The sequence below is a fragment of the Coleofasciculus sp. genome, from assembly GCF_046539235.1.
Taxonomy (GTDB): Bacteria; Cyanobacteriota; Cyanobacteriia; order Cyanobacteriales; family Coleofasciculaceae; genus Coleofasciculus.
Genome location: NZ_JBKHHI010000154.1, coordinates 1 through 13,719, shown reverse-complemented (window position 1 = coordinate 13,719; position 13,719 = coordinate 1). Strand labels below are relative to the sequence as shown.

The window sequence follows — 13,719 nt, the reverse complement described above, 5'->3', positions numbered from 1 at the left end:
CCTTTTTCGCTATTTTTATTACATTAGAAGTATCGAGTTTGAGAATTTTTCGCTATACCTGTCCTAGGCGTGAAAATCACTGCTTTTGAGCCAAGAAGGATTAATGGCAAAGGATAGGATTACTCAACTCTCAGATAGATTTATCATTATAGTCAACTACTAACTCATAAACTTAGATTGTCCTAACCAGTCCCCTTGAGGTAACCCTCCATGTTTGACACAACCCAAATACTGATCGACAACTTTGTGTATCGGATTCGAGAAGGCTACAGCCGAACTTACGGCGGTTGGAAATCTGACTATGCTGACATTATCGGCTGGGCGGGCGGCATGGCATTAGAAAATATTGCCAATAGTGACGCTCTATACCACAATGTTGAACACACCATTTTAGTCACCTTAGTCGGACAGGAAATTCTGCGCGGTAAACATATCCGTGAAGGAGGCATTTCCTGTGAAGACTGGATGCATGCGATTATCTCCTTACTCTGCCATGATATTGGTTACGTCAAAGGAGTCTGTAGACAAGACCGCTTGAGCAAAAACCTCTATGCCACAGGCGTAGATGGCGACAAGGTAAGTTTACCACCAGGGGCGACAGATGCCAGCCTCACCCCCTATCACGTTGATCGCGGTAAGCTGTTTATTGAAGAACGGTTTGGTGGCAATTTACTGATTGATGCTGAAGAAATTAAGCGGAATATTGAACTCACTCGTTTTCCTGTGCCAAGTGATCAAGACCACCTAGACACAAGTAACTGTCCCGGTTTAGTAAGATCCGCCGATTTAATTGGTCAACTCAGTGATCCGCGCTACTTGAAAAAGATTAGTGCCTTGTACTACGAGTTTGAAGAAACGGGTGTGAATAAAGCCTTAGGCTATAGTCATCCAGGGGATTTGCGCCAAAACTATTCCAAGTTTTACTGGAGTGGGGTGTATCCCTACATTAAGGACTCATTGCGCTACTTAGAGTTGACGCTAGAGGGTAAGCAAATTGTGGCAAATCTTTATGCCAATGTGTTTGTGGTTGAACATGAACACCCCTCTCTCCATGCAACCATTAGCGCCGCATAAAAGATGGTGGGGGTACGACATGTCGTGCCCCTACAAATGGTTCAACGGGAAAGCCTGGGTAAGTCTTGATATCCGAGTGTCTCGGTTACATAAAACCAACGATAAGGTTTCAGGTTGTGACAGCAAGCCCTAATTTGCGATCGCTGTTCGAGTCGCATTCAGGTTCTTTTGTTATAGTTGTGGATATTATAAATAAATCTATCTCAAGTTAGATGCATGAACAGCGTCCTGGCTTCCACAACGGATTTATCTCCTATGGACGAGCCGATAGTAAAGTCTTTGCCCTTCAGCTCTACCAGCACCTGACTGAGTATGGCTTAAAAATTTGGTTTGATTTTGAAGATATTCCTCTGGGGGTAGATTTCCAAAACCAAATTGATGATGGGATTGAGAAGGCGGATAACTTCCTATTCATCATTGCCCCCCATTCCATCAACTCCCCCTACTGCCGTAAAGAAATCGAACTGGCAATCAAGTACCACAAGCGGATTATTCCGTTGCTGCATGTCGAACAGATTAGTCGTGATACCTGGCAACAACGGAATCCCCAAGGAACGGATGCTGACTGGGATGCTTACCAAGCAAAGGGACTGCATTCGAGCTTTCCCAATATGCATCCGACAATTGGCAAAATTAATTGGGTGTATTTTCGTGAGGGAATTGACGACTTTGAGCAGTCTTTCTCCGGACTACTAGAACTGTTGGCAAGGCACAAGGATTACGTACATCAGCACACGTATTTCTTGGATAAATCACTAGCCTGGGAAAGGCAGCACAAGAAATCACAACATTTGCTCATTGGCAAGGAACGACAGCAAGCCGAAGCATGGCTTAAGGTGCGCTTTAAAGACGAGCAGCCCCCATGCACTCCAACTGATTTACACTGTGAGTTTATCAGCGAAAGTATCAAAAATGCCTATAACCTGATGAGTCAGGTGTTCCTCTCCTATGCCTACGAAAATGAGGCAGTGATGCGGCAGATTCGCACCAGTCTGTGGCGTGCAGGATTTACGGTTTGGACGAATACCGCTGATATTCAAACAGGAGAAACCTTTGAGGCAGCGATTAAGCAGGGTGTAGCCCAAGCAGATAACTTAGTCTATTTGCTCTCACCTGACTCCCTGAACTCTATCTACTGTCAGCAAGAATTGAACTATGCTTTAGCCCTGAATAAACGGATTATCCCTGTGCTGGTGAGTCCTGTTGAGCCGGAGCAAATCCCGCCAGAATTGCGCTCGTTACATTATATTGATCTGACTGATAATCTACAGGAAGAAGATTACCGTCTTGATGAAAGCCAACTGATCAACATACTGGATCACGAGGCAGTATACTACCACGAGCATAAGATTTTCTTAGCTAAGGCGCTCAAGTGGCAGCAGCAGAACCGCAACCCCAGTATTTTACTGCGGGGGTATAATCTGCGCCGTGCTGAAGCTTGGTTGCAGGTGGCGAAAAAGAGGACTCAACATCAGCCAACAGCTTGGCACGAAGAATTTATCACTGAAAGTCTGCGACAGCCACCCGAATTGTCCCATGATGTGTTTATTTCCTATTCTGATGCTGACTCAGATTTCGTTCGTAAGCTGAATGATGCGTTACAGATGCAGGGTAAAACGACGTGGTTTGACCAGGAAAGTATTCCTACCCAAGCGGACTTGCCCCAGGATAGAGCTTCAGGAAGTGACAGCATTGCCTTGCAGCTAGTCATTGATCAGGGTATTGAACGGGTTAAGGGTATTGAACGAGCTAATACAATTGTCGCGGTGATTTCTCTTCCTTTTGTTAACGATGCTGATGTGGCTAAGGAGTTAGCTTATGCCCAGACGCTGAATAAACGAACGGTTGCCATCTTGCATCAAGAAACAGCCACAGCCGAACTTCCCTTGGCTTTAGAGAACGCCCACTGGATTGATTTCCGTAGACACGGCGGTGAATTTTTACCCAATTTTGGCGAATTAATCCGGACGCTAGATAGTGATCCGGACTATACAAGCACTCACACTCGGTTGCTGGTGAAGGCGATGGAGTGGACACAAAAGGGACAGGATGATAGCTTTTTGCTGCGAGGGAAAGATTTAGTCGCCTCTAAGCAATGGTTACAGGAATCAGCCGACAAGCAACCGAAGCCCACGGCGCTACAACTAGACTACATTAAAGCTAGCCGAGAACTGCCCTATCGCAAAATTAAGCGGCGTTCGGTGGTGTTGACGAGTGCTTTCGTTTCGGTGCTGGTGGTTGTGGCTCGATTTTTTGGGGGGATGGAGTCGGCTGAACTGAGAGTCTATGATCAGTTAATGCGGTTACGTCCCAGTGAACCTCAAGATCAGCGTTTTTTAATCGTCGAGGTGGATGCTGCCAGTAGCGAGGCACTCCGGCAAGACATGATTGAGGGGCGTTATCAGCCGGGAATTGGCACAATTCCAGATAAAGCTCTTGATGAAGTGTTAGCTCGGTTATCGGCACATCAACCCCGACTGATTGGCTTAGATTTTTACCGAGATTTTCAGGCAAAGCCAGAGTTAGCAGAACGTTTTCGGCAAACCCAGAACCTGATTGCGCTTTGTAAAGCGAGTTATCAGGATGAACAGGGTAACCGGAGACAGGGTAATCCTCCGCCCAGTGGGGTTCCGATGGAGCGTATTGGCTTTAATGATGTCTCTGAGGATGGTGAGCTAATGGTGCGCCGTCACTTGCTCTCAATAACACCAGACCCAGAGTTTTGCAACACACCAGAGGCATTTAGCTTGGTTCTAGCTCGTAAGTACCTGGAAGCAGAGGGAATTTCCTATACATCTCGCCGCGATGACGAAGGTGACTATCTGCGAGATATGCAGTTTGGCGATACCGCAATCCCGGAACTTCGGGGCGATGGCAGTCCTTACCAAGACATCTACAAACTGGGGGGCTATCAAACCTTACTCAACTACCGCGCCCACAAAGGTGACCCCAACCAGTTTGCGCCAACGGTTAGCCTCGAAGAGGTCCTCAATGGCAAGGTATCTGCCGCAGATATTCAAGACCGGATTGTGATTATTGGTTACACGGATCTGGCGGATAAAAGTGCTGACCTATGGAATACTCCCTACGGTAATATGCCGGGAGTGATGGTGCAAGCTCAGATGGCAAGTCAAATTATCAGTGCGGTATTAGATGAGCGTCCCTTAATTTGGTGGTTACCATTTTGGGGCGAAACGTTGTGGATTTTTGGCTGGTCTACGGTTGGGGGTTTGGTTATCTGGTTTTGTTCTCGCTCGTTGGCGCGAGGGGCTGCTGGTGCTGTCGGTACAGTGGTCGGTTTGTATGGTGTATGCTACCTCATCCTCGTCAGTCAGAGTGGTTGGGTACCCTTAGTGCCTCCAGCGATCGCCATCGTGGTGACTGGAGGCGGTGTGGGTTATCTGACCTATCGACGGCGACAAGCTTAGACATCAATGTAGAGTTAGGAGTTAATGGAGATGAACTGGTTATCACGCGATCGCAAACCTGTCCTGATTTTGATCCTCAGTACGGTGCTTTCCCTGTCTATGCTACCCTTCGACAGTCCCCCAGCCCAGGCGCAGAGAGGGTTTTTGGATCTTTTTCGCCGGGAGCCTAAACCAGGCCGCCCCTCTGGGCGATCGCGGGGTGGAGCGATTCGGGATGAATTCTGTTTCTCTAGGACTAGCCAGCAGTTAACGGCTCTAGTTTCGGCGGACAATCTGGAGACAACGGTTGCTGAGTATCCGACGTTTTGGTTTTACTTGCCTTGGGAGCGTTCGGAGACGGTTACACAAGCTAGATTCGTGCTATTTGATCAAAATCAACGGCTTGTCCTCGACCAAACGATGGTGTTACCGGATGCGCCGGGGATTGTTAGCGTGAAACTGCCGGAGACTAAACCGCCTTTAGAAGTGGGCAAACGGTACAATTGGTTTTTCCAAGTCCTATGCGATGAGCAGGAACGCTCAAGAAATCTATGGGTTAGTGGTTGGGTGGAACGGGTGGAAGCGAGTTCTGAATTGGTTCGGCAGTTAGAAAGTTTACCTGAATCTGACCAATATACGGCGTATTTAGACCATGGTATTTCTCAGGACGTACTAACTCAGCTAGCTTGGCATCGCTCTGTCCATGCAGAGGCTTGGATGAGTTTGTTGGACTGTTTTGAGCTAGAAGATGTTGCTGATGCACCTGTTACTCAACTTAATCCTTCTACAGAAACAGGCTCGGATTAGTTAACCTGAGTTCGATTTTAGCTGTTCACGATGTCCTAACCTTAGTGGCAACCCCTATAATTTAAGAAGATTTATAAAAAAATAGGGCTTATGACTAAGAGTGACTTAAGGGAAATTGAACTGGCTGTCAGTCAACTTTCAGATGAAGATCTGGTAAAATTTAGGACTTGGTTTGCTGAATTTGATGCAATCAATTGGGATCGGCAATTAGAGACAGATGTTGCGGCAGGTAGGCTCGATGCACTAGCCGACAAAGCCTTACAAGATTTACGAAAAGGAAAATGTACTGATTTGTGAAACACCGCGCCACCCCCGATTTTTGGTATTATTATCGACAGCTACCCGCTGACATCCAAGACCTTGCCGATAGATGTTACAAGCTGCTCAAACAAGATCCTCGATATCCCTCACTACATTTGAAGAAAGTTGGTCGGTTAGAGTCAGTTTAAACTACAGAGCGATTGCAGTCAAACAGAATAATGATCTAGTTTGGTTTTGGATCGGAACACACGCGGAATATGACAAGCTATTAGGCTCAAAATAGCGATCACCGAACCTAAGGCTCATCACTCAAAACCAACTGCCCACTAAGACATAGGCAGCCCAGAAGAGGGGGGCTTGGTAGTTGGCATCTTGCAACATCGCCTGCTGCGCTCGTCGTAGGGCTTCGGCGCGAGACACTCCCGGTTGTCCTAGGTGTTGGTAGAAGGCTTCGGTGAAGGTAACACTGGAGAGATCATCCAAACTCCAGAGAGACGCGATCGCACTCTGTGTTCCCGCCTGAATCGCGGCTCCAGCAATTCCGAGTACGGCTCGATTGCTGCCTGTGGCGGTTCGGCAGGCACTGAGCAGGAGGAGTTCAATCCCTTGGGTTGTGCTGGACTGCTGGCGGCGAAATAGCTCGCTAAATTGGTCTAAGGGAATCTTCCCGTCAGCCGCCAGAATAAAGGTGTCTTCTGGCTTGTCGCCAAATTGACCGTGAGTGGCTAGGTGTACGATGTCGAAATGAGAGCGCTCCAGGCGTTGTTCTAATGCGGTTTTGGTGAAATCTTGGTCTCGGATAAAGGCAACCGGAATGCCTGCGGCTTTGATTTTGTCTAACTCGGGATTGGCATTGACTAACTTAGCGAAGTTACCCACCTGTGGCGGCGGTTCAGTGAGACTGACAGCTAGCACATCCATCTGGTTTCGCTCTAGCCGATGGGAATCGCGCACTTCTAGCCCTAAAACTAGGGCAGTGGCATAGGTTTGAGCCAGATATTTTTCCCCGTCGTAAAGCGCTGCCATGGGAATATTTCGCAGGGGTTCATCCAGGACAAAAATTAGGGTTTTGATCCCATGGCGTTCCAGGTAAGGGCGTGCAGGTTTGACTAACCCGTTGTAGAGGGTTTGCCCATCCTCTTTGATAGCTGGGTGGGTGAAAGGATCTTGGAGATTGCTGCGGAATCGTTTTACAGTGTCTTCCACGTCTTGGCGGGATACGTCAGGGGAGCGATAATGAATCAGATTGGCTTCGCCCGGTAACTTGAGGATGACTTCGATGCGGTCTTTGAGTACAATCGGGTAGATAATGGCGGCGGTGGGGTCTTTTTCATCGACCACTTGGTCAACTTGTACCGTTGAATCCAAACAGGCGGATTGAAAGAAGTTTTCTAGTTCCGCTACCTGGAGTTCCTCGATCACCTCACGGGCTTGTTTCAGGTTCTCTTGGCTAGGTTCGCTGGTTCCTTGAGGGGATAGGAGTAAGTCTACGAGTTCCCGATAGACGGGTTCAACTTCGTCTCGGAACGTAAATTTGATATCGGGGTTGGCGGCAACTAAGTCTCCTCTCAGGAGTTTCAGGGTTTTATAGGCGCTGGTGTAGGCGTTGGTGGCGGCTTGGTGTTTCTGCTGGGCTTTTAAGAGTCGTCCCAGTTGCCACTGCCATTGATAGGCGACTTCTGGGGGAATTTTGGCTTGTGCCAAGGCTTGTCGGGTGAGGCGTTCGGCTTCCTGCCATTGTTGGGCTGTTTCGTAGAGGTGTCCCAGGTAGCCGAGGGCATAGGATTCGGCTACGGTGTCGTTGATGCGTTGTGCCTGCTGTTGGGCGTAGGCGAGAATCTGGGCAATTTCTTGGGCAGATAGGGTGGGGTTCAGTTGAGTTTGATGGTGGGTGAGGGTTTGGGCAAAGTGGATTTGGGCATAGATGGCGGGGCGAGTGGTGGGTAGGTGCTGGGCGAGTTCCTGGAGTTGGGGGATTAAGGTAGTGGCGGGTTGCCTTTGGTTGGTTTCTAGGAGTAGGTCAAGTTGATTGACAGATGCGTAAAATTGTGCATTAAGGGAAATCGCGCTGGCGGCGGCTTGTTGATAGTAGTCGATGGCTTGCTCATTCTGTCCTTGGGAACGAGCGGTGTTGCCTAAGCCGAGTAAGGCGGCGCTGATGTCGGCAGGGGAGTTGAGGGTGCGGGCGATATCCAGGCTTTTCTGGAGTGTTTCTTGGGCGGCTTGGGGATGTCCGAGGGAGCGGTGTAGGTTGCCTAAGTTGGCGTAAGTGGCGGCTTTGAGGGGATTGTCGGGTTGGGTTGGTAAGGTGGTTTGTGCGAGTTGCTCTAGGGTGTTGCGGGCGCGACGGTATAGCCCTAAGGCTTGCAGGGCGAGGGCTTGGTTAATTTGGCTGCGAATGATGCCCGGTTCGTCGGGGATTTGGCTGTAGAGTTGGCTGGCATGCTGCCAGGTTTTTAGGGCGGTTTCGGGTTGTCCTTGAGCGAGTTGCAGAGTGCCTTGGGTGTTGAGGGCTTGTGCCTGAACTCGGAGACGTTCTGGGGTATTGGGGGGGATGGTGTCTAGGAGGGTGAAGCTTTGAGCAATGGCGTGATTGGCTTGATCCGATTGTGCCAATTCCTGATGGGCGAGTGCCAGGTTGCTTAATGTCATTGCCTGGTTGAGGGGTTCTCCTTGTGTTTGGTAGGCATTAGCGGCTTTTTGCCAAGCGTTTAGGGCGGCGGCAAATTGTCCGGCTTGATAGTAGGTTTTGCCTTGTTGGAAGAGGGTGAGGGGAGTTTGACTCCCCTCTCCTTGTAGGAGAGGGGCTGGGGGAGAGGTTACATGAGTCGTATTTGATGTCAGGTTGTCTGCCTGGGGGACAATGGCAGTAGCGGGCGTCCAGTCTAGGTAGAGTTTCAGCAGGGTGAGGCTGAGACCAATGCCAACGTAGCACAGGAGTTTGTGCAGTTTTGGGCGGCGGGTTGGTTGGGATTTGGACATTTTTTAAGTAGGGCGGCTGTCGGGAGTATTGTGGTGGGGGTAGGTATTAGGTATTAGGTATTAGGTATTAGTTTTTGGGTTTTCCTATGAATCCTTCACGCATCATGGCATGACCTAATCAGGAAAAATGTACTATTGCTTCCCCTAGAAGGGCGGGTTTATTTAAGTTATAGCAACCGCCATAGCGGTTAGGACACATCATTTATGTAGAGACGTTGCATGCAACGTCTCTACAATGGTGCTTCCCCAGCTTCCCCGGCTCCCCCGGCTAAATTAGCGCCCTTCCTGACAGGATGGGTGGGGTTGCCATACTCCCTGGGAATTGGTGGTTGGTACATTGGCGACGAGGGTAATGTTACCTTGTTCGTCAATAATCCAGCCTTGGGCTTCTACGATGGGTTTGGGGGAAGCGGGGGGAGTTGGGGTTGGGGTTGGCTGGGTGGTGGTGCTGTTGATGGGTGTGCCTAAGTCGGCTAGCGGTTGTTCTGGGGTGAGAATATCGGTGGGGCTAGGGGGGAGTCCGTCGCGTCCAGTTACAGTAAATTCATTATTTCCGCTTCCGGTTGGGGAGCAGGTTTGGTCGAGTTGGGGGGCGGCGGTGTCGGTGGGGAGTTCGATTAATCCTTGGCTGGGGTCAATCACCAGGGAATTGATGGTGATTTGACCTGGGGCACCAAACTCAGAACTGGCATCAATATCATTGGTGCGGTTACCGTCTATAGCTTTCCGTTCTTCGATGCCGTAAATACCAAGGGGGGCAGTAATGGTGATGTTGCCGCCAGTACCCTGGTCGGCTTTAGCAATGATGTCGCTACCGTTTCTGTTGGATGGTCGGGCAAAGAGAAAGCCACGGTTGGTGGTTAGGTTAATTGTGATGTTACCGCCATCGGCATCGCCAAAGGCTTCGGCGGAGATGAGGCTTTCATTCTCTAGGCGCAACCAATCTGTGAGATTCAGGGTAATGTTGGCACCTTGTCCATTTCCCCTGGTTTCTGCCGTGATTTCTCCATTGTTTAGGAAGAGAGTCTCGGCGTTAATCATGACATTGCCAGCGTTACCTTTATCGCCAGTTGCCTGTGCTGATATACGGCTGTTGTTGAGGGTAACTGAAGCAGCAGGATTTTCCTCGTCGTTGATGCTGACACTACCTGCTTGACCTGTTTGAGTAGAGGCAGAAATGCTGCTGTTATTACTAAGGTTTAGACTATTTAAGTTTCGCAGGGTTATATTAGCTGGGTTGCCAGTGCCTCCAGCATCAGTTTCGGCGGTGATTTCACCATTATTTAGAGTAACGGTGCTAGCCGTGATATCGACATCACCGGCTGTGCCAGAACCATTTTTACTACTAGCGGCAACTTGCGCTCCTTGCTCGATAGATAACTGTTGAGTATTAATCGTGACACCGCCTGCGTTACCATCATCAGTAGCTTCTGTAAGAATACCACCTCGCCCTTTATTTTCCCCCTCGGTTAAAGTACCATTAATTTCTACTGACTCGGAAGCATTTACAATTACATTTCCTGCTCTACCTGTACCGCTAGTTGTTGCATTAAGTTGGGAATTAGTGAGCGAAAGAGAGCCAGTCTTGATCTCAATATCTCCACCTTGAGCTGAGTCAACAGTGAAAGTAGAAAGGCTGCTGTTGTTTTCAATCGAAGTGTTGTCAGTGGCTCTTAGCAGGATATGTCCTGCCTCCTTAGCGCCATTAATAACTGCATTTGTAGTTGTTAGTTTACTGTTATCAATCGCGATCGCTTGAGGACGGATACCTGTATCATTGTAATAATCTAGATTGGAACTAGACCCAACAAAAACACGCCCAAAATATCCATCTGCCGAGATTGTACTATTGTCTATCGAGAGTTCATCGCTGGCATTGATCAATATATCACCAGCATAGGCAGAACCCTTATTTTTGGCACTTACTGTCGCCTGATCTAGAGAAATAGACCCTTGCGTAGCCTCAATTTTGACCTCACCAAATCCAGAGCCATTGTTCTGGCTATCACTAGTAACTTGGCTATTCTGAATTGAGAGCTGATTTGTAGCACTTAAGGTAATATAACCAGGGGCAGACTCAGTACTGTCGCTGTCAGCTTTCACCATGGCATTATTACGCATCTCAATGGTTCCGGCTTCCACTGTAATAGTGCCAGCAGCATCCTCAGCATCGCCTGAGTTGACAGCACTAGAAATTGTACTGTTATCTAGAAGTACCTGATCTCCCTTAATCTGAATATTGCCTGCTTGTCCTTTACTGCTGGTATTACTGCTAATTTGACTAGAATTATTGAACGTGACTAAATTAGGGCTATCGATTATGACATTCCCAGCGGAACCGCTGCCTTGGGTGTCACCATTAATCCGACTATGGTTGAATGTGAGATTTCCTGTACTGGTAACAGTGACATCCCCCGAAGAGCCTTTCTTACCAACTGGAAATTCAATTGATTGATTTTTATCTGGCTGTGACATAAAAGTCCTCCCAGTAGTAGTAATGTTTGTATGGGTAAGGGATAAATCTCCAAAACCTGTTACCTTAACATTGCCACCGTCTGCACTAGAAGAAGTGTTTATCTGTAGATTGCTTACATTGTTTTGAGCTTCTATAGTAACGTCCCCACCATTCTTCGCGGATTTTAATTCTTGTGCAGAGAAAGAAAAGGAATCAATAAATAAACGGTCACCTCCTAGAATATCCCCCTCTTTTGCACTGAGATGAATTGAACCTCCACCTCCACTATCCCCTTTTTCTGAGTACGAAAATGACCCAAATGAGCGTGTTCCAACAATTTGAATGTTGCCATTAGTAGCGAAGAGAGTGATGTTTCCCCCATTCCCACTATTGCCTGACTGTGAGTATGAGTACGAGAACAAAAAATTCTCAATAGTAATGTCATTAGTAGCAGAGAGGGTGATGTTTCCCCCATTCCCACTATTGCCTGACAAGGAGGACGAGTCTGAGAAAAAAGTGCCTGTAGTAGTAATGTTGCCATTGGTAGCAGAGAGAGTGATGGCTCCCCCATTCCCACTACCATTCCCACTATGGTCTGACCATGAGTTCGAGTACGAGTACAAAGTACCTGTAGTAGTAATATTGCCATTGGTAGTAGAGAGAGTAATGTCTCCCCCATCTCCACTATCATTCCCACTATTGTATGACGACGAGTATGAGTTCAAATTGCCTGTAGTGATCTCCCCACGAGCATCAATTGTTATGGAACCACCATCCCCGTTAAAATTGTTCGTATCAATGGTGCTAACTCTAATATTTCCACCTGCCAACGCATAATTAGGCTGATACTGGTTAGTTAAAAATACCGTTCCTCCATTATTGGTAACCTTGCCTCCAATCGTGATATCCGCGCTTGTCCCAGTTCCGTTAATACCTGGAGGATTATTAACGTTAACGTTATCAGGATTTCCAGGAGTACCAACCGCAGTCGTTCCCGCCCGAATATCCAGCGTCGGTTCTGTCTTACCGTCAATTTTCACAGTTGTCCCATCAGAGAGAGTAACCGTCTCCTGAATTCCATTCTCAGCGTCCGCGCCAGTAATCTTGATACCACCTTCAACCGTGACGCTACCCCCCGCGAAAATATGTAAGGAAGCCCCCTCATAACTATCAAAACTGACATCCCCACTCGCCCGAATCACCGGATCATTAGGGCTTGACAAACTCCCAAAACTACTATCCAACTGCTCAATCCGAAAACTCCCCCCACTCCAATAATGAGCATCGCCACCTACAGAATTAGCGGAACGCAGCACCATATTCCCACCGGAAAACAACCCACTATCGGGATGATTCAAGGCAAAAATATCAACTGTCTCATTCCCCTGCACCACCAATTCACCACCCGCCTCAGCAATGAACGGATTACTCACACTATCTCGAATCTCTACTGTATCCGTCGCCAACAGGGTTAAATCCCTCCCCGCTTGTAGCTGACCCGACAACCTGAGACGATTCCCGACTAAAGTAAGATCTTGCCCTACCCCTAAATTCCCCTGATTCACAATCTCAGCTTGAGGCTGACTCGCTCCATACTGCAACCCTGGAGTAACATTCATCGTCAACAACGGCGGCGCTTCGGGATTCGTCGCACTAAAACTACTCCCATCCGAGAAATTAAACCCATTTCCCGTCGAAGCCACAAAGGAACCCGCCACATCCAGCCGCGCATTCGGTCCAAACACAATCCCATTGGGATTCACTAAAAATAAATTCGCATTTCCCAATACCCCCAACGTCCCCAAAATAGTCGAACCATTCCCCCCAGTCACCCGACTCAGGATATTCTCAATCCCCCCAGGATTGGCAAAATAAACCTGTTGTCCGTCTAATACATTAAACTCAGTAAAGCTGTGGAACAAATTGACCCCTCGCGCTGCTCCACCCTCAATCCGATCAATCTCTACACCTTCGATAAAGCGAGACCCTTCACTCCCCAAGGTAGCATCCGGGATAATCTGAGCCGACACTGGGTTAAACCAGATACCAACGCCCAGCTTAATCACTAACCCACTGACCAGACAAAACCGCATACTCATCATAGTTAAACTCATCAGAGCCATAAATTGATTGATTCATTAGCCGCCGTATGTAGCGATAGAACTGGAGAATGAAGCAATTGAGGCATTTCTGCTTCAACCCAATATGGCACTCCTGATAAGTTTGAACTCGTCTACGTTAACGCCGTGAAAGTCTCTAAACCATCAGACTATAAACATCTAATAGCGATCTATGCACCCGTTGTTCTTAATTGTTCCTTCTCGCTGTCCCCAAGCAGCTAACTTGGGTTTGAAGTTTTCCTCGCTTTCAATTATTATAATCATCCTTTTCCAGATATAGGGATATTCCCGATTTCCATGGGTAGAGACGCGCCATGGCGCGTCTCTACATCAATGATCTGTCCTAACCGCCAAGGCGGTTGCTATACCCTGGAACCATGACACCGTACCCAGGAACCATACTGGGGCGCAAGCCTTGCATACTGGGGCGCACGTCGGTCATCCGTGTCAACTTAAGCTCAACCCCTCACCCCCAGCCCCTCTCCCACGCCGGGGAGAGGGGAGCAAGAGCATCCGATCCCCCTTCTCCCATGCAACAAAAGCGAAGCATCCTCTGTCCTCCCCCGTGCAAAAAACGCGAAGCAACATCTGGCTTCCCCCGTGCAACAGAAGC

The 13,719-nt window shown here is 48.3% G+C and carries 6 protein-coding genes and 1 pseudogene; 5 read left to right on the top strand and 2 right to left on the bottom strand.

The annotated features are described in order from the left end of the window. Positions 1-210 precede the first annotated feature (210 nt). The 5 genes and pseudogenes from ACLFWI_RS15200 (at position 211) to ACLFWI_RS15180 (ending at position 5,832) form a co-directional block, all read left to right on the top strand. Complete coding sequence (locus ACLFWI_RS15200) at positions 211-1,074, top strand: Npun_R2479 family HD domain-containing metalloprotein (RefSeq protein ID WP_446413621.1); 864 nt, start codon at positions 211-213, stop codon at positions 1,072-1,074. A 212-nt stretch (positions 1,075-1,286) separates the two neighbouring features. Further along, entirely contained in the window at positions 1,287-4,502 is a 3,216-nt protein-coding gene (locus ACLFWI_RS15195; RefSeq protein ID WP_446413620.1) for a TIR domain-containing protein, read from the top strand. A 30-nt stretch (positions 4,503-4,532) separates the two neighbouring features. Continuing rightward, entirely contained in the window at positions 4,533-5,288 is a 756-nt protein-coding gene (locus tag ACLFWI_RS15190) for a DUF928 domain-containing protein (RefSeq protein ID WP_446413619.1), read from the top strand. A 90-nt stretch (positions 5,289-5,378) separates the two neighbouring features. Beyond that, positions 5,379-5,585 carry a hypothetical protein gene (locus ACLFWI_RS15185; protein ID WP_446413618.1) on the top strand — a complete coding sequence of 69 codons (207 nt, stop codon included), beginning with the start codon at positions 5,379-5,381 and terminating at the stop codon, positions 5,583-5,585. After that, positions 5,582-5,832, top strand: a pseudogene (locus ACLFWI_RS15180) (ParE family toxin-like protein). Before ACLFWI_RS15185 ends, ACLFWI_RS15180 begins: the two are co-directional and overlap by 4 nt. A 26-nt stretch (positions 5,833-5,858) precedes the next feature. On the opposite strand, the gene ACLFWI_RS15175 reads toward ACLFWI_RS15180, so the two are convergent. Both ACLFWI_RS15175 and ACLFWI_RS15170 read right to left on the bottom strand, forming a co-directional pair. Further along, the gene (locus ACLFWI_RS15175) at positions 5,859-8,531 is read right to left on the bottom strand and encodes a CHAT domain-containing protein (protein ID WP_446413617.1); all 2,673 of its coding nucleotides are present in this window, start codon (positions 8,529-8,531) and stop codon (positions 5,859-5,861) included. 273 nt (positions 8,532-8,804) lie between these two features. Next, positions 8,805-13,100, bottom strand: a complete 4,296-nt coding sequence (locus tag ACLFWI_RS15170) for a two-partner secretion domain-containing protein (protein ID WP_446413616.1) — start codon at positions 13,098-13,100, stop codon at positions 8,805-8,807. Positions 13,101-13,719 lie beyond the last annotated feature (619 nt).

Excerpts from the sequence above, each read along its gene's own strand:
- ACLFWI_RS15175 (WP_446413617.1), bottom strand. The coding sequence starts at position 8,531 with ATGTCCAAATCCCAACCAACCCGCCGCCCAAAACTGCACAAACTCCTG.
- ACLFWI_RS15190 (WP_446413619.1), top strand. The coding sequence starts at position 4,533 with ATGAACTGGTTATCACGCGATCGCAAACCTGTCCTGATTTTGATCCTC.
- ACLFWI_RS15195 (WP_446413620.1), top strand. The coding sequence starts at position 1,287 with ATGCATGAACAGCGTCCTGGCTTCCACAACGGATTTATCTCCTATGGA.
- ACLFWI_RS15200 (WP_446413621.1), top strand. The coding sequence starts at position 211 with ATGTTTGACACAACCCAAATACTGATCGACAACTTTGTGTATCGGATT.
- ACLFWI_RS15170 (WP_446413616.1), bottom strand. The coding sequence starts at position 13,100 with ATGAGTTTAACTATGATGAGTATGCGGTTTTGTCTGGTCAGTGGGTTA.
- ACLFWI_RS15185 (WP_446413618.1), top strand. The coding sequence starts at position 5,379 with ATGACTAAGAGTGACTTAAGGGAAATTGAACTGGCTGTCAGTCAACTT.